The sequence below is a fragment of the Photobacterium sp. genome (genome assembly GCF_057456235.1).
Genome location: NZ_JBVCPH010000001.1, coordinates 74699 through 94746, shown reverse-complemented (window position 1 = coordinate 94746; position 20048 = coordinate 74699). Strand labels below are relative to the sequence as shown.

The 20048-nt window shown below is 45.8% G+C and carries 19 protein-coding genes and 1 tRNA gene; 7 read left to right on the top strand and 13 right to left on the bottom strand.

Annotated elements, in window-relative coordinates; all coding sequences use genetic code 11:
* Positions 1-21 precede the first annotated feature (21 nt).
* The 5 genes from AC2204_RS00400 to AC2204_RS00380 form a co-directional block, all read right to left on the bottom strand.
* Complete coding sequence (locus tag AC2204_RS00400) at positions 22-1206, bottom strand: pyridoxal phosphate-dependent aminotransferase (RefSeq protein WP_318923294.1); 1185 nt, start codon at positions 1204-1206, stop codon at positions 22-24.
* 154 nt (positions 1207-1360) lie between these two features.
* Positions 1361-1437: transfer RNA gene (locus AC2204_RS00395), tRNA-Val, on the bottom strand.
* Between the two features lie 523 nt (positions 1438-1960).
* Positions 1961-2221, bottom strand: a complete 261-nt coding sequence (locus AC2204_RS00390; RefSeq protein WP_318923293.1) for a DUF5062 family protein — start codon at positions 2219-2221, stop codon at positions 1961-1963.
* 302 nt (positions 2222-2523) lie between these two features.
* A complete protein-coding gene (yghU, locus tag AC2204_RS00385) occupies positions 2524-3384 on the bottom strand; it encodes a glutathione-dependent disulfide-bond oxidoreductase (RefSeq protein ID WP_318923292.1) in 861 nt (286 codons plus the stop codon).
* Positions 3385-3551: 167 nt separating this feature from the next.
* Complete coding sequence (locus tag AC2204_RS00380; RefSeq protein WP_318923291.1) at positions 3552-4922, bottom strand: MATE family efflux transporter; 1371 nt, start codon at positions 4920-4922, stop codon at positions 3552-3554.
* Positions 4923-5139: 217 nt separating this feature from the next.
* On the opposite strand from AC2204_RS00380, the gene AC2204_RS00375 reads away from it, so the two are divergent.
* The gene (locus AC2204_RS00375) at positions 5140-5742 is read left to right on the top strand and encodes a riboflavin synthase subunit alpha (RefSeq protein ID WP_318923289.1); all 603 of its coding nucleotides are present in this window, start codon (positions 5140-5142) and stop codon (positions 5740-5742) included.
* A gap of 242 nt (positions 5743-5984) precedes the next feature.
* Here the strand turns inward: AC2204_RS00375 and AC2204_RS00370 are convergent, their stop codons facing one another.
* The 8 genes from AC2204_RS00370 to hutC form a co-directional block, all read right to left on the bottom strand.
* Entirely contained in the window at positions 5985-6188 is a 204-nt protein-coding gene (locus tag AC2204_RS00370) for a CPXCG motif-containing cysteine-rich protein (RefSeq protein WP_318923288.1), read from the bottom strand.
* Positions 6189-6538: 350 nt separating this feature from the next.
* On the bottom strand, positions 6539-7192 hold the full coding sequence (gene hxpB / locus AC2204_RS00365; RefSeq protein WP_318923286.1) for a hexitol phosphatase HxpB: 654 nt from the start codon (positions 7190-7192) through the stop codon (positions 6539-6541).
* 166 nt (positions 7193-7358) lie between these two features.
* Positions 7359-8228, bottom strand: a complete 870-nt coding sequence (locus AC2204_RS00360) for a fructosamine kinase family protein (RefSeq protein WP_318923283.1) — start codon at positions 8226-8228, stop codon at positions 7359-7361.
* Between the two features lie 260 nt (positions 8229-8488).
* Positions 8489-10021, bottom strand: coding sequence for a histidine ammonia-lyase (gene hutH, locus AC2204_RS00355; RefSeq protein WP_318923281.1), 1533 nt, complete (start codon positions 10019-10021; stop codon positions 8489-8491).
* Between the two features lie 23 nt (positions 10022-10044).
* Positions 10045-11772, bottom strand: a complete 1728-nt coding sequence (hutU, locus tag AC2204_RS00350) for a urocanate hydratase (RefSeq protein WP_318923279.1) — start codon at positions 11770-11772, stop codon at positions 10045-10047.
* A gap of 45 nt (positions 11773-11817) precedes the next feature.
* Complete coding sequence (gene hutG / locus AC2204_RS00345) at positions 11818-12834, bottom strand: formimidoylglutamase (protein ID WP_318923276.1); 1017 nt, start codon at positions 12832-12834, stop codon at positions 11818-11820.
* Positions 12824-14077: an imidazolonepropionase gene (hutI, locus tag AC2204_RS00340; protein ID WP_318923274.1), complete on the bottom strand. Its 1254-nt coding sequence runs from the start codon at positions 14075-14077 to the stop codon at positions 12824-12826. Before hutI ends, hutG begins: the two co-directional genes overlap by 11 nt.
* Before the next feature lie 222 nt (positions 14078-14299).
* The gene (hutC, locus tag AC2204_RS00335; RefSeq protein ID WP_318923271.1) at positions 14300-15004 is read right to left on the bottom strand and encodes a histidine utilization transcriptional repressor HutC; all 705 of its coding nucleotides are present in this window, start codon (positions 15002-15004) and stop codon (positions 14300-14302) included.
* A 252-nt stretch (positions 15005-15256) separates the two neighbouring features.
* On the opposite strand from hutC, the gene yqfB reads away from it, so the two are divergent.
* From yqfB to rplT, 6 genes are all read left to right on the top strand, one after another.
* Positions 15257-15553, top strand: a complete 297-nt coding sequence (gene yqfB, locus AC2204_RS00330; RefSeq protein WP_318923917.1) for a N(4)-acetylcytidine aminohydrolase — start codon at positions 15257-15259, stop codon at positions 15551-15553.
* Between the two features lie 265 nt (positions 15554-15818).
* Entirely contained in the window at positions 15819-16031 is a 213-nt protein-coding gene (gene cspE, locus AC2204_RS00325; protein ID WP_107282525.1) for a transcription antiterminator/RNA stability regulator CspE, read from the top strand.
* A 760-nt stretch (positions 16032-16791) separates the two neighbouring features.
* Positions 16792-18720: a threonine--tRNA ligase gene (thrS, locus tag AC2204_RS00320; RefSeq protein WP_318923267.1), complete on the top strand. Its 1929-nt coding sequence runs from the start codon at positions 16792-16794 to the stop codon at positions 18718-18720.
* A 3-nt stretch (positions 18721-18723) separates the two neighbouring features.
* Positions 18724-19275, top strand: coding sequence for a translation initiation factor IF-3 (gene infC / locus AC2204_RS00315; protein ID WP_107282386.1), 552 nt, complete (start codon positions 18724-18726; stop codon positions 19273-19275).
* Between the two features lie 95 nt (positions 19276-19370).
* Positions 19371-19565 (top strand): 50S ribosomal protein L35, encoded by a 195-nt coding sequence (gene rpmI / locus AC2204_RS00310; protein WP_006232269.1) that lies wholly within the window; start codon positions 19371-19373, stop codon positions 19563-19565.
* A 43-nt stretch (positions 19566-19608) separates the two neighbouring features.
* The gene (gene rplT / locus AC2204_RS00305; protein ID WP_005367388.1) at positions 19609-19962 is read left to right on the top strand and encodes a 50S ribosomal protein L20; all 354 of its coding nucleotides are present in this window, start codon (positions 19609-19611) and stop codon (positions 19960-19962) included.
* Positions 19963-20048: the final 86 nt, after the last annotated feature.

Here is a 20048-nt window from a genome sequence, read left to right as displayed (position 1 = left end):
AATTACTAATCCGGCTACGGATCATTTACCGGAAAAGTAGTTTTCTATCCGGTCGAAGGCAATATTGATTGTGTCTTCATCAACACAGTAGGCCATACGGACATGACTTTCACCCGAGGGACCAAAGGCGCTTCCCGGTGTTACCGTTACTTTGGCGTTGTATAGCAGATCAATGGCAAAGGATTTTGAGTCTGTGTGATCCACCAGAATTTTGGGAAACATATAATAGGCACCTTCCGGTTTTTGCCAGGAAAAAAGGTGGGGGACGTTTGACAGTCGCTCGACCATCAAACTGCGGCGTTGTTTGAGTATGGCTTCAAATTCTTGCTTATGGATTGAAGGTTGGGAGAGGGCGGCGATACCAGCCAGCTGAGAAATGCGCGGCGCACAGATCATGGTTGCATCGTGTACCTTCATTGCCTCCCGCTTAAGCTCTTCCGGCATGATCATATAACCAAGACGCCATCCGCTCATGGCGTAGGCCTTGGAAAAGGAATGCAGGTAGACGACATGGTCTTTATAGCGTTCGACGCTGGCAAGATTGAAATATTTGTTGCCGTTTTCATAGGTAAAACTACTGTACGGATCATCAATGATGACCAGAATGTCGTGTTGTCTGGCTATTTCGCCCACTTGTACCAATTCTTGCTCGGTAAATATTTTACCTGTCGGGTTCGAGGGGGTTACCAGCACAATGGCCTGGGTTTTATCGGTAATCAATGCCGGTAACCGATCAATATCCAGACTCCAGTTGTTGCTCTCATCCAAGGGCCAGTAAACGGCTTTGCCGTTAAACAGAATGATTTGTTGGATATGGGATGCGAAGCATGGATCGGTCAGAATGATTTCATCTCCGGGATCGAGCATGGTGTGAAACATTGTATTCAACCCCTGCATATTGCCCGCAGTGATCATGACGTTACTATCGGCAGAGACGTTGATCCCTGTCTCTGCGAGGTGTTTTTGAACAACCAAATCACGGAATTCCGGCAGACCATCCGGCAGGGTGTATTTCCCGGCGTCTGGATCTTCACTGAGCCGCTTGATAACCCCGTTACGGATGTAGTCTGGCGTTCTGAAAGATGGCAATCCCCACGCGAGTGAGACGGCTCCTTCCACCCGGGCACTCAACATCGCCATTTGCTTAATTTCAGACACGCAGGCTTGATGGACGTAGCTGGAAACAATGTCGGTAATAAAAGTCATGAGGTGGTACCAGTCAGAAGAATAGTCCAGATTGGTATAAGGATAGAACAACAAATCTCAATGTGGTTGACTGCAATGGAAACCAGCCTTGCAGTAAGCTCATTAAATGCCACGCACAAAAAAAAGCCTGTTCTGAGAACAGGCTTTCTTAATTTGGTGCTCGCTACTGGACTCGAACCAGTGACACCTTGCATGTCATGCAAGTACTCTAACCAACTGAGCTAAGCGAGCTTTATTTACGTTCTTACTAGGTGTTCCGTCTTGGGAACGAAAGGAATAGTAGCGACTCGAACTAACTGGCGCAAGTGTTTGAGGTCGCTTTTTTCTTAAATAGTGTTTATTTGCTCGCGCATTAATCAGTTTGGTGTCGGTGCATGCACCATATAGCATTAATGATAAAATACAGACGGTTAATCAATCCCCATTTCTCATTGTTTTAAAGGCGAGCTTAATTGAATCGAGTTGGTGGCCTGGCTGTTACTTGAGTTTCGACGCTGTTTTTTTGTGATAAAGCGCAAAAAATGACGATTTAAGTAAAGCAGGGGGAAGTTGCTGGCTTTCTTAGCTGCATGCTAGGCCCGATTACTTTCTATATATGGTAAAGAAATCATCGCCGGAGATCTGCGAACAACGGTAAGTGCTCCTGCTTTGACCGGGCGTTTATTACGGATCGAATAGGTAGCGTGCTAAGAGATTAAGCACATAAGTATCAAAAAGGTCTGCACTGGCAGACCTTTTTGTTGGGAAAAGACAATTAATTTAATAGCTCATGGTCTGGCGGAAGCAGGCGTGAAATCCACAGCACCAACTTGTGCTTCATATTTACCCCATCTTCTTGATCGATTGCCAGCGGGGTAATTTGTTTACATTCCACCAACAGGCGATAAACACACTCGACTCTTTCAGTTGATGAAACGGTTTTTTCCAGATCGCCATACCCTTGTTTCTTTGCAAAGGCCATGCCCAGCTCCATGGCTTTTTTCAGTAGCTTGGCTTCATTTTTGTTCTTTTTCATATCTCATCCCTTGCATATGAATGCATAATTCAATTAACGGCTTACGTTGGAATGCACTGTTCTTCACGTGATTTTGTGCAACAAGAATACATCAGGCAGTTTTATAATCCCACTTTGATCTTGCAAGGATCAAACGTGGATTGCCATATCAGCGCTCTTTTTTGGTGTGTACGCAGAGAAGAAAACCGAGTCAGCATTATCTGCTGACTCGATGCGGAACATAAATGAATAAGACAGTGCGGTTGAATGGCGAACCAGAGGCAAAACCTGGTTGTGTTGTGCCTACGCTAGAGTCAGTGCAATTACGGGCGTAATTTTAATACGCTATCAATATCTTCAGCGGAATGACGCTCTGGAACTTGTTCCCATTCTTCGCCCCAAGAGCGGTTTACGACGCGTCCGCGTTGTACCGCTTCTCTTCCTTCAAGCATTTTCGCCCAACGTACAACGTTAGTATATGTTTCTACTTGTAAGAACTCTGCGGCATCATACAAATGACCTAGCACTAAATTGCCGTACCACGGCCATATCGCCATATCTGCAATACTGTACTCTTCACCTGCGACATAGGTGTGTTTAGAGAGTTGCTTATCTAATACGTCTAACTGGCGTTTGGCTTCCATCGCAAAACGATTGATAGGGTATTCCAGCTTCTCATCAGTATAAGCGTAAAAATGTCCAAACCCGCCGCCAAGGAAAGGGGCTGAACCTTGCGCCCAAAACAGCCAGTTAAATGTCTGAGTTCTTGCATTCCCTTCTTTTGGTAAAAACTGACCAAATTTCTCTGCTAAATGAACCAGAATTGAAGCTGATTCAAATACATGAATTTTTTCATTACCAGACCTATCGACGAGGGCCGGGATTTTCGAGTTAGGATTTACTTCAACAAATCCTGATGAAAATTGCTCACCTTCTCCGATATTAATCAGATAAGCATCATACTCAGCCTCTTTAATGCCTAAAGCTAATAGCTCTTCTAAAAGAATCGTCACTTTTTGTCCGTTAGGTGTACCAAGGGAGTAAAGTTGTAATAGGTGTTCACCGACAGGTAACTCTTTGTCATGTGTCGAACCTGAAACGGGGCGGTTAATACTTGCCCATTTATTACCGCCATTTGTAGCATTAACCCAAACTTTCGGTGGCGTGTATTCATTGTTGCCCATAATTTCTCCCTACTTATGATTAACGTACAAGTGTGATTCTGAGAAACGTTTTTCAAAGCAAATTGACAAATCGCTGTTTGTCAATCTAAACGGTTTCCTGTGTCACAACGCGCGGCGGGCTACAGGCTTCAGCCGGAACGGCACCTTATGACGGCAATGACACTTTGCTATCGAAGTGACATTTCAATCTGGAAATCATTGCCCTGGCGTTGCACCCAGCGTAAACGGCTTGCCAGCATTAAAGCGGCCGATGACAGACCGACAATGTTGCCAATCCAGAAACCATGCGGCCCCATCGATCCAACAACCCAGTCAGTCATACCAAGAATATAACCCACAGGCAGACCTAATATCCAGTAGGCGATAAAGGTGCGAATAAAGATAGCACGCATATCTTTGTAGCCGCGTAGCGCACCCGCTGCGACAACCTGTATAGCATCGGTACATTGATAGATAGCAGCCAAGAACAAAAGCTGTCCCGCGATAAGGATAACGTCAGGGTTGTCGGTATACATTTGCGCGATTTGTTCGCGGAATATCACGGTTAACAGTGCCGTAAGCATTGAAACTACCAGCCCGACGAGTAAACCACAATGAGAAGCAATCTTCGCTTCTTCAAGATCTTGTCGACCGAGCAGGTGGCCCACACGGATACTGAGTGCCGCCCCCAGGCTCATCGGGATCATAAAGATCAGCGACGAGAAATTACTCGCAATTTGATGGGCGGCAACGGTAATTGAACCCAGAGGGGAAATTAACAGCGCAATGGCAGCAAAGAGGGATACTTCAAAGAAGATAGAGGCCGCCACGGGCAACCCCAGTTTGAAAAGGCGCAAGATTGCTGAAAGCTGTGGTTTGTGCCAATGGCTAAACAGCCCGATCGCGTTTAACCGTCTGTTCAGTTTTACGTATACCAGCATCGAAAAGAACATTAACCAATACACAATTGCTGTTGCAACACCACAGCCAACCCCGCCCAGCGCAGGTGCGCCGAACTTACCATATACAAATATCCAGTTAAGCGGGATGTTGGCAGCAAGGCCAATAAAGCCAATGACCATTGCAGGTATGGTAAGAGACAAGCCTTCAGAGAAACTTTTAAGGTTCTGAAAAAAGAGGAACGCAGGAACCGCAAATAAAACGGCATGCAGGTAACCAATCGTTTTATCTGCCAGGTCTTGCTCGACATCCATCATGTCTATCAGAGCGCCGGCATTGTAGAGCACCCAAATAATCGGTAAGGAGATAATGGCAGCCAACATGAAACCATGTTGTACTTCAAATGGAATTTTTTGCTTATTGCCCGAACCATTAAGGGTTGCCACAATAGGAACCAAAGCAATCAGCAAGCCGACACCAAACAGGATAGAGGGTAACCAGACACTGGTCGCAACAGAAACTGCCGCCATGTCAGTGGCACTTACGCTGCCTGCCATTACGGTGTCGACAAACCCCATCGATGTTTGAGCGACTGAGGCGATGAGTACGGGGATTGTTAGCTTGAGTAATTGACGTGTTTCACGCCGGTAATTATGCACAGAATGCTCCTGAAAGCAGGTATATCGGATACAGAGAAATATGTCCGCAGGTGTGCGCTGAATTATAGCGATTCAATGCGCAGAGACAATCGTTATTCTGATAAGTTGAATATAACTGTATTTTTAGGTGGCCTACCTGTGGGGATTATTATCTCGCTTGGTGTTTGGGTATAATATTTATCAATAGAACGCCATCAACCAATATGTAGGAGAGATAATGTTCACCGGAATTGTTCAAGGTACAGCTGAAGTTATTAAAATCATAAAGAAAGAAAACTTTCAGACACATGTAATTCGAATGCCTCAAGGGTTATCTGACGGATTAACACTTGGTGCATCTGTTGCCCATAATGGCTGCTGCCTGACGGTGACAGCGGTGGATGGCGATGTCGTCTCTTTTGATTTAATGCAAGAGACACTGAAAGTGACTAATTTAGGCCTGTTGTCAGCAGGTGATAGCGTTAATGTTGAACGGGCCGCAAAGTTTGGGGATGAGATAGGAGGCCACTCTATGTCAGGTCATATTATGTGCACCGCGGTGGTTAAAGAGGTGGTGGTCTCTGAAAATAACCGTCAGGTATGGTTTACAATGCCGCAAGCACAGATGAAGTATGTGTTCACAAAAGGCTATATCGGGATTGATGGGATCAGCCTGACGATTGGAGATGTGGTTGATAATACTTTTAATGTCAATTTAATTCCCGAGACATTACAGCGCACAAACTTAAAAGTGCGCTCTGCAGGCGATGTGATCAATATTGAGATTGATCCACAAACTCAGGCTGTGGTTGATACGGTTGAGCGGGTATTAGCGAATTAATCAGTGAAATAGACCCAAACCGAGCAATGAATTCTCGCGAAACCCTGTCAGTTAAGATGGTTTGGGTATAAGGTGTGATAGCGGTATAAAAAGGGAATGTTAACTTGTATTCCCTTTTTATTTTGTACCTATTGCTCTCGTTGCGCTTGAAATCCTAATGAGGCACAGCCTAATGGTTTCCATTCATACATAGATATAAAATCGTGGGTGTTAACAGGAGTAACGCTATTATAATTGCTCATTTAAAAGATCTGCTCATCATCGGCATCAATAAATAAGTTAATGGTTTTGTGTTGCTCGTCCACTTGCATATTAAGGTGGATGGCATTACAGCATGCAGGGCATTCATCATAAAATTCCTGGCTTCCCCCGCTGGTATCAAGCGTGATCTGAATATTATGCCCGCAGTGTGGGCAAACGACATTTTGCTCAGAATAGTTCTTCATGTTGTACTCCTTTGAATGCGCTTGCTGGTGCATAAAGCTTATAAAATCCACGCATTCCGTTCTTCTAACGGCTCAATCGGCTGTAATAAATAGGTATAACTAAATCGTAGCGTTAAGTATTCGTTTTTGCCGAGAATTAACAAAGAAGTTTGAGTTAATTTCAAGTTTCGATGATCTAATGGACTGACTGCCTCAAATTATTCATTTTTGCCTGGATATTTTGTTTTTTATACGAACTGAAATATTTTATAAGATGTCAAAAAGGGAACAAATCAGAGAGCTGCAGTGGTAATAACTTGATGTAAAGACAAGTGGGATTATCTTTACACCAAAGAGGAGGAAATTATAATTTACAGGCTGCGCAGTAACCGTTCTTTTACTTCGTGCAGCGAGGAAAGTTTATAATCAGCAATGGCCCAACGTGGGTCATCAGCGTATGCTTTTTCCGGAATGGCAATACCTTTCATTTGTGCAGCTTTGGCGGCAAGTAAGCCATTAACGGAGTCCTCAAAGGCGACACAGGCTTGTGGTGCGATACCAAGTGCATCAGCGGCGTTGATATAGACTTCTGGGTGAGGTTTACCGTAGCGAAGGTGTTCAGCTGACAGTACAGCTTCAAACTTATCTTCTAATGCGAGTGCTTCTAACGTTGCGATAATTAAACTCATCGGAGAAGAAGAGGCAAGGGCAATTTTTAATCCCATTTCTTCGCAGGCATTGATGGCTTCGAAAACACCGGGTAGCGCAGGTTTGTGCTCTTTAACCAGTTCTTTCACACGATCCACGATAGAAGCCGTGACGGCTACGCAATCTGGACCTTGCCATGGTTGCTTGTTAAACCAGAATTCAACCACCTGGTCGATTCGTAATCCCATGGTTTGTAACGTTTCTTTTTGTTCAATAATGACACCTAAAGAAGAAAAAACTTCGACTTGTGCTTGTTGCCAAAAAGGTTCTGAATCGACCAGCAGGCCATCCATATCAAATACTGCAGCTTTTAACATGATTATCCTAACGTCAGTAGTATTACCTATCGGTATTATTCATACTCAACAATATATTGCCCTATAAAATAAAAATTCTTAGCTTACGATGCAAGCTAAGAATTCAGTATCAGGTATCAATAAAGCCAATGGCTGGCACTGTATACCAAAGCGGTGGGGTTGTTACTCATGGCTGTGCTAAACCTAACTTCTCTATTGTGTGTTCGGCCTGAGCTAAATAATCACCACCAAACAGATTACAGTGGTTTAAAACATGGTATAGATTATATAGATCGCGACGATCTTGATACCCGTCATCTAAAGGCCAGACAGATTGGTAGCCTTGATAAAAACTGGCCGGGAAACCACCAAATAGTTCAGTCATCGCGATGTCACACTCTCTGTCTCCCCAATAGGTAGCAGGATCAAAGATGAGCGGACCGGTTACGGTGAGTGCCGTATTACCGTGCCAGAGATCACCATGAAGTAATGAGGGCTTCGGTTGATGGTTCATCAGAAGCTTAATTACGTTACCGGTGATGGTGTCGATGTTGCCGAACTTGATGCCTTTCTCTTCACACAATTGAAGCTGCCAGGCGATGCGTTGCTCAGCAAAAAAACGACACCAACGACGGCGCCATTTGTTCGGCTGCGGTGTTATGCCGATATAATTATCAAAATCAAAGCCATATTCAGGTTGTTCTCCCCATTGATGTAACTTGGCTAATTGCTGGCCAAGTATAAAAGCCGTATCGCTATCAATGGCTTTTGTGGGTAAGTAGTTAAGAATAATAAACGATTTATCACGGCAGGTGCCAACGTGAAAAAATTGCGGGACTTGCACACAATCTGCTTCATTGAGGATCCGTAAGCTTTCCGCTTCGGTTTCAAACATGGCGAGTTGCTCTTTGTCATTAAGCTTGATAAAGAAGCGTTCCTCACCATCACCAATACAATAGCATTGATTAATATCACCACCGGCGAGGGCTTCCCGCTCAGTGATTTTGAACGTTATCCCTAATACCTCTGAAAGCTGGTGAGAAATGGCTTGCCACATAGCATCCTCCACGGCAGAACAATATTGATAGCGATATAATGTTATTGGTGTCTCATCAACATCTTAGACTATTTCAGCAAGAGGTAACCGTGCATTTATCAAGGTTTTAGCTTTATAATGAAGTTGCTTTGAGTGAAAAAGCTTGTAAATCAACTTCTAAGCACTATGTGATAGGTCGATGAAATTACCGGGAGTGTTGAAAAAACAACAATCCCGGTATGGTTTGAGGTAAAACGAATTAATGATCGGCTGCTTATTGTTTATAGACTTGGCAACAGCGCTGCTGGCATTAGTTGATTGTAGAGTGCTTCTTTCAACAGCTGATTTGCCTTTTCGATATCGGGTGCAAAATAGCGATCTTTGTCGTAGAAGGTAACTCGTTCACGCAACTGCGCTTTGGCCTGTTCGATGCGCTCAGAACTTCTTACCGGGCTTCTGAAGTCCAACCCCTGTGCTGCTGCGAGCAATTCAACGGCAAGAATGCCCCGTGTATTTTCAGCCATATCGGTTAAGCGACGACCAGCGAAGGTGGCCATAGAGACATGGTCTTCCTGGTTTGCAGACGTTGGAAGGCTATCTACTGATGCCGGGTGAGCGAAGGTTTTGTTCTCGCTGGCAAGCGCGGCAGCCGTTACCTGAGCAATCATAAAGCCGGAGTTGACGCCGCCATTATCGACCAGAAATGGCGGTAGCTGACTCAGAGTACTGTCGATCAATAGCGCCATACGACGTTCTGACAGGCTGCCTATTTCTGCAATTGCCAGTGCCAGGTTATCGGCGGCCATCGCAACCGGTTCAGCATGGAAGTTGCCACCAGAAATAATATCGCCATCGTCAGCAAATACCAGCGGGTTATCAGACACCGAATTGGCTTCAATTTCGAGAATATCTGCCGAATTACGAATTTGCTGCAAGCAGGCGCCCATGACCTGCGGCTGGCAACGGAGCGAATAAGGGTCTTGTACTTTTTCGCATTGCAGGTGTGACTGGCCTATTTCACTATGATGATCCAACATATGACGATACGCCATTGCTGCATCAATCTGGCCACGGTGACCACGCACACGGTGAATTCGGGGGTTAAATGGACGGCGGCTGCCGAGTGCGGCATCAACGGTCATCGCGCCACAAACTGTGGCAGCCGCATACAGATCTTCTGCTGCAAATAAACCTTCCAGCGAAAAGGCTGTTGACGCCTGAGTGCCGTTCAGCAGAGCCAGACCTTCCTTCGGGGCCAGTGTGATGGGTTCCAGGCCTGCAATCTCAAGCGCCCGGGCGCCAGTAATTACGTCACCGTTGTAGCGGGCCTGCCCTTCGCCCAGCAGAACGGTACTCATGTGGGCGAGGGGAGCAAGATCGCCCGAGGCGCCAACCGAGCCTTTTTTAGGAATGCACGGATACACTTCAGCATTCACTAATTGAATTAAGGCATTTACAACTAATGGGCGAATACCGGAATAGCCACGTGCCAGGCTATTTACCTTAAGCACGATCATCAAACGCACGGTGGCATCATCCATGAACTGGCCAATACCGGCAGCATGGGAAAGCACGATACTGCGTTGCAGGGTTTCCAGATCGTCTGCCGCAATCCGGGTATTGGCCAGTAAGCCAAAACCGGTATTGATGCCATAAACCACTCTGTCTTCTTTGATAATTTGCGCGACGGCTTCTGCACTGGCCAGCATGCCCGGCAATGCCTCATCATTTAACGACAGTTGGACTGAGTGACGGCTGACTTCACGAAGTTGTTTTAACGATAGCTTTCCCGGATTAATTTCTAACTGGTACATGATCCTTCCTTTTTCACGAGCTGTTATTTGTTATTATTGTGATTGCAATCTGTACGGTTAACCATTGGCAGGTCAAGGCCTTGTTCTTTAGCACAGTTAACGGCAATGTCGTAACCTGCATCGGCATGGCGCATTACGCCAGTTGCCGGATCATTGTGAAGCACTCGCCCCACGCGTTCTGCGGCATCGTCAGTGCCATCGGCGACAATGACCATGCCCGAATGTTGTGAGAAGCCCATGCCGACACCGCCACCGTGGTGAAGTGATACCCAGGTTGCCCCTGATGCTGTATTTAACAGCGCATTGAGTAGCGGCCAGTCAGAAACCGCATCAGAGCCGTCCATCATGCTTTCAGTTTCACGGTTAGGGCTGGCAACAGAGCCGGAATCCAGGTGGTCACGGCCGATAACAACTGGTGCTTTCAGCTCGCCATTTTTAACCATTTCATTGAATGCCAAACCGAGACGAGCACGATCTTTCAGACCAACCCAGCAAATCCGTGCTGGTAAGCCCTGGAATTGAATACGCTCGTGAGCCATATCTAACCAGTTATGCAGATGCGGATTATCCGGGATCAGCTCTTTCACTTTCTGATCGGTTTTGTAAATATCTTCCGGATCGCCCGATAATGCTGCCCAGCGGAACGGACCGATACCTTCACAAAAAAGCGGACGTATATAAGCAGGTACGAAGCCCGGGAAGTCAAATGCGTTTTTGACGCCTTCTTCAAACGCCATCTGGCGGATGTTGTTACCGTAATCTACCGTTGCCGAGCCCGCAGTTTGCAGATCTAACATCGCCTGTACCTGAATGGCCATAGACTGTTTCGCCGCCTTTACGACAGCAGCTTCGTCTTTGGTTCGCATTTCAGCGGCATACGCCATGCTCCAGCCTTTTGGCAGATAGCCATTCAACGGGTCGTGTGCCGACGTTTGATCGGTGGTTGCATCTGGTGTAATGCCACGCTCAACCAGCTCTGGATAGATGTCGGCGGTGTTGCCTAACAGTCCGACAGAGACCGGTTTACCGGTTTTTTTGGACTCTTCAATAATGGCCAGGGCTTCATCTAAACGGGTCGCTTTGCAGTCGACATAACCGGTACGCAGACGGTAATCAATTCGGGATTCATCGCATTCAACGGCAATCATTGAGAAACCAGCCATTGTTGCAGCAAGAGGCTGAGCGCCACCCATGCCACCAAGGCCACCAGTCAGGATCCAGCGGCCATGGGCTTCACCATTAAAGTGCTGACGAGCCATTGCCACGAAAGTTTCATAAGTACCCTGCACGATGCCCTGCGAACCGATGTAGATCCAGCTACCGGCAGTCATCTGCCCGTACATCATCAGGCCTTGTTTATCCAGTTCGTTGAAGTGTTCCCAATTCGCCCAATGTGGAACCAGGTTAGAGTTGGCTATTAATACTCGCGGTGCATTGGTGTGTGTTTTAAAAACACCGACAGGTTTGCCGGACTGTACCAGCAAGGTTTCATCACTTTCCAGCCGCTTAAGTACCTCAACAATTTTGTCATAGCACTCCCAGTTACGGGCAGCGCGGCCGATACCGCCATAGACAACCAGTGCATGGGGATGCTCAGCTACATCGGGATGCAGGTTATTCATCAGCATTCGCAACGGTGCTTCTGTTAGCCAGGATTTGGCATTCAATTCTGTACCGGTAGGTGCAATGATGGTTCTTGTTTCATCTAATCGTGCCTTTGCTACTTGGGGGCGGGGTGATACTCGCGTCATGTTGCTCTCCTTGCTATGTGCGATCGTAACTATAAGGGGAAATGATTAACGGATTGCACGGGCGATAGTCCAGGCCAGCCTTGCGGCTAACCGTGCTGTTTGGTTATCAATATCAAAACGGGGGTTATATTCGGCTAAATCGGCAACTAATAGCTTCGAGTCACCTTGTGCATTTTTAGCGCTTAAAATGGGGTTCATTAATGTCTCGACAATTTCAAGCGGTACGCCGCGTGCCGCCGGTGCACTGACACCGGGGGCGACGGATGCAGGAAAGACATCCAGATCGATGGTGAGATACAGGTGATCACACCCGTCAATAAAAGCGTTCAGCTCGGACAGGGTATGTTCGAGGTTATGATGAGTCAGCTCGGTATCGTCTTTGTATCGCACCCCTAGTCGGTCGGCTTTTTCATAGAGTGCCTTGGTATTACTGGTTCGGCTCAGCCCTAAGCAGGTATATTTAAATGGCCAGTTCTGGCGCTGGCAAAAACGCGCGGCCTGATGGAAGGGGGTGCCCGAACTGCCTTGTTCTGCATTCGGGCCTGCTGGGGGATTTCTTAAATCAAAATGGGCATCAAAGTTGATGATACCAACACGAGGTGCGGCCTGTCCAACCGGCTGATCAGCCATATCTTCACAGACGCGCTGCTTCTGCAGCAGATAATTACCAATGCCCTGGAACGTTCCCCATGCCACTTCATGGCCACCGCCAAAGACGATAACCTTGTGGCGCTGGCGCAATGCACGACTGACATCTTCCCCCAAGCGATATTGTGCTAGCTCTACGTTGCCATCATTACAGCAGATATCGCCGCCGTCATAGACGGGTTCCTTGTGATGCCAGGCCAGATTGGCTAAAGCGCGGCGGATGGCAACAGGGGCATCAAAGGCGCCGGTGCGGCCTTTATTACGGGCGACACCTTCATCGCAGGCAAAACCAAGCAGCATAATGCCTTCATTATTAGCCAGATCAGCGGGTAGCACTTTTTGATGCCAGCGCATGCCTAGTTCACCGTCTTCCGGATCACACCGGCCTTGCCATGCACTCATATCAATAGGCATTATGCTTTTCCTTATCTATAGAGCCTTTCGCTTCATTGGCATAGAACAGCTCACCATCAACAACACGCGCGATTAAATCAGGAACCCCCAGGCGGTACGATAATTCTGCCGGGCTTTCTAGCTGCCAGAGAGCCAGATCAGCATCCATTCCTTCCTGGATCCGGCCACGATTTTCGCTGAGGCCTAAAGCCATTGCAGCGTTGCACGTTACCCCGCGCAAGCATTCCTCCGGGGTAAGCCTGAATAAGGTACAGGCCATATTCATCATGGTACGGAGTGATGCTATCGGTGAGGTGCCAGGGTTAAAATCCGTTGCAATAGCCATGGGAACATCCAACTGGCGAAGGTGCTCGATCGGGGGCAGCTGCGTTTCTCGCAGAAAGTAAAATGCGCCGGGGAGCAGTGTTGCAACCGTATTACCCGCCGCAAGAGCGGCAACACCGTCGTGATCCAGATATTCAACATGATCGACAGATGTTGCTCCCATACGGGCGGCGAGGGCGCTACCTCCGAGGTTCGACAGTTGCTCTGTATGGCCTTTAATCCCGAGACCAAATTCTTTCGCTGTGGCAAAAACGCGCTGGCATTGCTGTGGAGAGAACCCGAGCCCTTCACAGAACACATCAACATAATCGGCCAAGCCTTCACGGGCAGCCGCTGGGATGATTTCCCGGCAGATTAAATCGATGTAGTCATCAGCGCGATTGGTGTACTCCGGCGGTACTGCATGCGCGGCAAGCAGGGTCGTCGAGACTTTAATATCTTTGAGTTCACCAATACGGCGTGCGACACGAAGCATTTTTAGCTCATCGTCAATGGTTAGTCCGTAGCCCGATTTGATTTCGATAGTCGTGACGCCGTCACTTTTTAGTCCTTGCAGACGTTGAAGGGCCAGCTGGTAAAGTTCGTCTTCTGATGCCTCGCGGGTTGCGCGAACGGTTGCGAGGATCCCGCCGCCAGCTTTGGCTATCTGTTCATAAGTCACCCCGTTAAGGCGCTGTTCGAATTCGGAGGCACGATTGCCAGCGAAAACCAGATGGGTATGACAATCAATGAGTCCTGGTGTCACCAGTGCATTGTGGCAATCAATCACATCAGGATGGCCATGCAGATCGTCGTGGCAGGCTTTACCTGCAAACATGATCTTGCCATTGGTAATGCCAATCATGCCGTTTTCGATAACTCGATAGCCATTGCCTGTGTGCATCGTCACTAGTCGAAGGTTGGTGAGTACTCGTTCCATGAATTATCTCTGATTCAAAAGTCTGGTTATGTGTCTGTCTGTTCGCAACAATGAATATGTATATACAAATAAATAGACGATTATAACGAGGAACTCAAGATGGTATGTAAAGGAATTGTGATCGAAATTGTAATATTATACTGACAATGAGTGAAATATGTGGCGTGGGAGGTTTTTGGTCGGGCCGTAAAATCGGGTCTGGACTCAAGACCCTCACTGAAATTACACCTTCGTCCGTGAGCTCAATTTATACTTATCGCCTGGATGATAGAGCAAAGCGATACTGATAAGATTCTTCTTACTCCATGTCCTTCGATTCAACAGCAGGCAAGGGGAGCGATCATTCATATTTAGCAGTGTGGAGATGTGCTTAGGTGGAATAATGGCTTCTACAGTATGTTCTATATCACTCAGTGGGCAGGTCTGGACCAGATACTCATTGGGGGTCTGTCGGGTAAAATCTTGCGCAATATACTCTGGTGCGAAATCCGGGTTGACCCAACGCTCTTCCAGCTGAACCGGGACATCATTTTCGTAGTGGACAATTTGAGTAAAGTAAATGACAGTACCGTGTCTGACCCCGATACGTAACGCTATATCATCTTTAGCATCAACCTTCGCTTGGGTAATGATTTTATTTGAATACTGATGACCACGGTTGCGGATTTCAATCGCAATATTGCGGATCTCCATTAAAGGCGACTCGGCCTTCTTATGGCAAACAAACGTGCCCAGCCTCGGTGTACGCTCAAGCAAACCTTCACCGACCAGATCTCGAATGGCTTTATTGGCAGTCATACGACTGACATAGAATTGTTCAGACAGCTCAACTTCGGTCGGAATTTTAAAGCCTGGTGGCCATGTCCGAGATTGAATCTTCTCGTTTAGGTATTGTTTAATTTGTAAATAGCGGGGTGACTGTGCCATTGCGGTTTGTCCATAATTGCCTATACAAATAAAAGCAACTTTTACCGTGTATTTCAAGCTATTGTTTTGTTTCTTTGGCTGAACTGAGAAACAGCGCGATCTGGATGGTGGTGAATGATTTGGCCAATGTCTTTAAGATCTGTTTTAATATACCCACACGAATAAACTGAAGCACAAATCATGACAAACAGTGACACATCTACTACAAAAGCCCAGACAAGCAACGATTCGATGGAAAATCCGCCTACCGTGATGACGTTCTTTGAGCGCTTTGAAGCCGATATTCTTTCAGGCAAGAAGACGATCACGATCCGCGATGAATCTGAATGTGATTATGTACCGGGTTCGCGTGTTGATGTATCGACGTTCGAAGATGGCCGAGGCTTCTGCCAGTTAGATATCATCTCGGTTGAACCCATTTTATTTGATGATTTGAGCTTCTTTCATGCCGAACAAGAAAACATGACGTTGGCAGAGCTGAAAGCGGTGATTCAGGAGATCTACCCGGGTATCGAACAGCTTTATGTCGTGTCATATAAGTTGGTATAAACGATATTGTTGTAAGTCTAAGAACGAGAGGCTGGGAAAGATTTTAAAATTATACTGTACAAAAAATGCACAGGTGTTATTATCTCGCTCAGTTCTTCAGAGAGTTATTAAATGCAACATCAAGTACAAGTTAAACCTTCAGCTACATATACGTTATCGTTTTGTGCTTATGTGTTTCCCTTATATTTATCGTAACATTATATAATTCAATATATTAGAATGTCGCGAATCCGCGATTTTCATGAATTTTAAATAAGGGGCATATATGTCTAATTCAACTACTGGCATCGTAAAATGGTTTAACGAAGAGAAAGGTTTTGGTTTCATCACTCAAGATAACGGCGGCGCTGACGTATTCGTTCATTTCCGTGCTATCGCTTCAGAGGGTTTTAAAACTCTAGCTGAAGGTCAAAAAGTTTCTTTTGACGTAGAGCAAGGCCAGAAAGGCCTTCAAGCAGCAAACGTAGTTGCTTTATAATTAGAAGACTTATCTTCAGAAAAGTGCTGGCTATGGCCGGCATTTTTTATGTCTGACGTTTATACCCAAATAACCTCAAGATGTTCGTTTCAGCATCTTGAGGTTATTTGGGTATAAGCGATGGCTATTCTGGTGCGGTGTAACTTGAATAGGAGCAATAATAGCAGCCATTTGATTTTGGGTAGACCTTTTTAGCCGCAGTTAAGGCTGTACTGCAGGCGGTGTGATAACCAAGTGGGTGGCAGTTTTCTTTCTTTGGAAGATAGCTACATGATGCACTGTGAACCTCATGATCGCCATTCTCTTGTGCGTCTTTGTTTACATAAAATAAACTCATAATTCCCTCTGATAATTAATATGCAACTGATCAATCCTAGTGCCACAGTACACCGATAAAATCAAAGGGTATAGTTATGAATTCAAATACTTAGATAGTCATCACTTTGATTTACACAGACATATAATGATTAATAAAGAATAAAAGAGAATAAAGCTCGTATCTTGAAGTGGTTTAGATCCAGGTAACTGTATGCAATGCGCTAATTATGTACAACGTAAACGGCTTATACGGATAGACATTGTTATTTCATATCATTTCATTAGAATGTGTTCCTTCTTGAATACATTCTTGTTTTTTGTACCAAGAACAGTTCCAAAAAGTTCAAATCACTAAAGCACCAACCGTAAGGTGCTGATTTTATTTGTATTTAATTAACTCAAGTGCTACTTGGTATGTGGCACCACTGTGAAGGACATTTTCATGCCTGTAATTACTCTTCCTGACGGTAGTCAACGTCAATTCGATAATGCTGTTTCAACTATGGATGTTGCTGCTGACATTGGCCCTGGTCTAGCGAAAGCTTGTATCGCTGGTCGTGTTAACGGTGAGCGCGTTGACGCCTGCGATCTGATCGAAAATGATGCGAACCTAGAAATTATCACAGCTAAAGACGCAGACGGTCTGGAAATCATCCGTCACTCTTGTGCGCACCTGCTAGGTCACGCAATCAAGCAACTTTATCCTGAAGCTAAAATGGCGATCGGCCCTACGATTGACAATGGCTTCTATTACGATATTGACCTTGAGCAATCTTTAACGCAAGAAGACGTCGATGCGATTGAAAAGCGCATGCAAGAGCTTGTGAAGACAAAGTATACCGTTATTAAGAAGAAAGTAAGCTGGCAAGAAGCGCGTGATGCATTTGAAGCGCGTGGCGAGACTTACAAGATTGAAATCCTTGACGAGAACGTTTCTCGTGACGATCGTCCAGGTTTATATCACCACGAAGAATACATTGATATGTGTCGCGGCCCTCACGTACCTAACATGAGCTTCTGCCAGAACTTCAAACTTCTGAGCGTTGCTGGTGCTTACTGGCGTGGTAACAGCGACAACAAAATGCTGCAACGTATCTACGGTACGGCTTTCCAAGACAAGAAGCTGCTTAAAGCACACCTTACTCGTCTTGAAGAAGCAGCAAAGCGTGATCACCGTAAAATCGGTAAGCACCTTGACCTGTTCCATATGCAGCAAGAAGCGCCTGGTATGGTGTTCTGGCACCACAACGGTTGGACTATCTTCCGTGAGCTAGAAGTCTTTGTGCGTGAGAAGCTGACTGAGTACGATTACCAAGAAGTAAAAGGTCCATTAATGATGGACCGTGTTCTATGGGAACGCTCTGGTCACTGGGACAAATATGCAGAAGCGATGTTCACAACAAGTTCTGAGAACCGTGAATACGCAATCAAGCCAATGAACTGTCCGGGTCACGTTCAGATCTTTAACCAAGGCTTGAAATCATACCGTGATCTACCGTTACGTATGGCTGAGTTCGGTGCCTGTCACCGTAATGAGCCATCAGGTGCACTACACGGTATTATGCGAGTACGTGGCTTTACTCAAGATGATGCGCATATCTTCTGTACTGAAAGCCAAGTGCAACAAGAAGTTACTTCTTGTATCAAAATGGTGTACGATACCTATCAGACATTCGGTTTTAGCAACATTGTTGTTAAACTATCTACACGTCCTGAAAAACGCGTGGGTTCTGATGAAATGTGGGACAAAGCTGAATCTGATCTTACATTAGCTCTTGAATCTATGGAAATTCCATATGAAATTCAGGAAGGTGAGGGTGCATTTTACGGCCCTAAGATCGAGTTTACACTGCATGACTGCTTAGATCGTGCATGGCAGTGTGGCACCGTTCAGCTAGACTTTGCATTACCAGAGCGTTTAGGTGCGACATATGTGGGTGAAGACAACGAACGTCATACCCCAGTAATGATTCACCGTGCGATTCTTGGTTCACTAGAGCGCTTCATCGGTATTCTTATCGAAGATTACGCAGGCTTCTTCCCGACATGGTTGGCGCCTCAACAAGCTGTTGTGATGAATATTACTGACAGTCAGTCAGAATATGCACAAGAAATAGTAAAAAAATTGCAAAAATGTGGAATTAGAGTCAATGCGGACTTGAGAAATGAGAAGATTGGCTTTAAAATCCGCGAACATACTTTGAAGCGAGTGCCTTACATGCTTGTCTGTGGTGACAAAGAAGTCGAAGCAGGCGAAATAGCAGTACGTACTCGCAAGGGTAAAGATTTGGGTAAATTCAAGATTGATGACCTTGTTGTGTTCTTGCAGCAAGAAATTAGCAGTCGTAAGCTCAATGTTTTGGAGGACTAAGGTATTAAAGGCGGAAGAAGAACTCAAGCACCAGTTAAACAAAATGCACACCGTTTAAACGGTGAGATTCGCGATGTTAGTGAAGTGCGTTTAACCGGTATAGATGGCGAGTCCATCGGTGTCGTTTCTATTGATGAAGCAATTCGTATTGCGAATGATGCTGGTGTGGATCTTGTCGAAATCAGCCCGAATGCCGAGCCACCAGTTTGTCGAGTGATGGACTACGGTAAGTACCTGTTCGAAAAGAGCAAGGCTGCTAAAGATCAAAAGAAAAAGCAAAAACAAATCCAGATCAAGGAAGTTAAATTCCGACCTGGTACAGACGAAGGCGACTATCAGGTAAAACTACGCAACCTGACTCGCTTTTTAGAAGAGGGCAACAAGGGTAAAGTCACACTACGTTTCCGTGGTCGTGAAATGGCCCATCAGAATCTTGGTATCGATCTTCTAAATCGTATTAAGGCAGAACTAGAAGACCTAGCGGTCTGCGAAAGCTTCCCTAATCGAGTTGAAGGTCGTCAAATGACTATGATGCTTGCTCCAAAGAAGAAGTAATAACGGCATTCAAGTAGCTAAAAGCGCTGCTTCGGCAGCGCTTTTGTTCGCCCTATTACTATGATTATTAACTATCAACAATGCGGAGTCTCATCATGCCTAAGATGAAATCCAACAAAGGCGCTTCTAAGCGTTTCAAAAAAACTGCTGGTGGCTTTAAGTTTAAGCACGCTACTAAGCGTCACATCCTGACTAAACGTACTACTAAGAACAAACGTCAGCTTCGTCCAAATGCAATCCTTCCTAAGTGTGAAGTGGCTGCAGTTGCTCGTATGCTTCCGTTCGCTTAATCGTTTTTAGTTTTATATTTTATTTATTAGTTAGGAGTCTCCTATGCCTCGCGTAAAACGTGGTGTACAAGCGCGTGCACGTCACAAGAAAGTTCTTAAACAAGCTAAAGGTTACTATGGTGCACGTTCACGTGTTTACCGCGTAGCTTTCCAGGCTGTTACTAAAGCTGGTCAATACGCTTACCGTGACCGCCGTCAGAAGAAACGTACTTTCCGTCAACTTTGGATTGCACGTATCAACGCTGCAGCTCGCCAGAATGGTATGTCTTACAGCCGTCTAATCAACGGTCTTAAGAAAGCATCTATCGAGATCGATCGTAAGATCCTTGCTGACATCGCTGTATTCGACAAAGCTACTTTCACAGTACTTGTTGAAAAAGCGAAAGCTGCACTGTAATACAGTCCAGTTTTAAGTGAAAAGGAGAGCCTCGGCTCTCCTTTTTTCGTTTCTGCACCACAGTAATTCAGTTTTTAAAGCCGCAC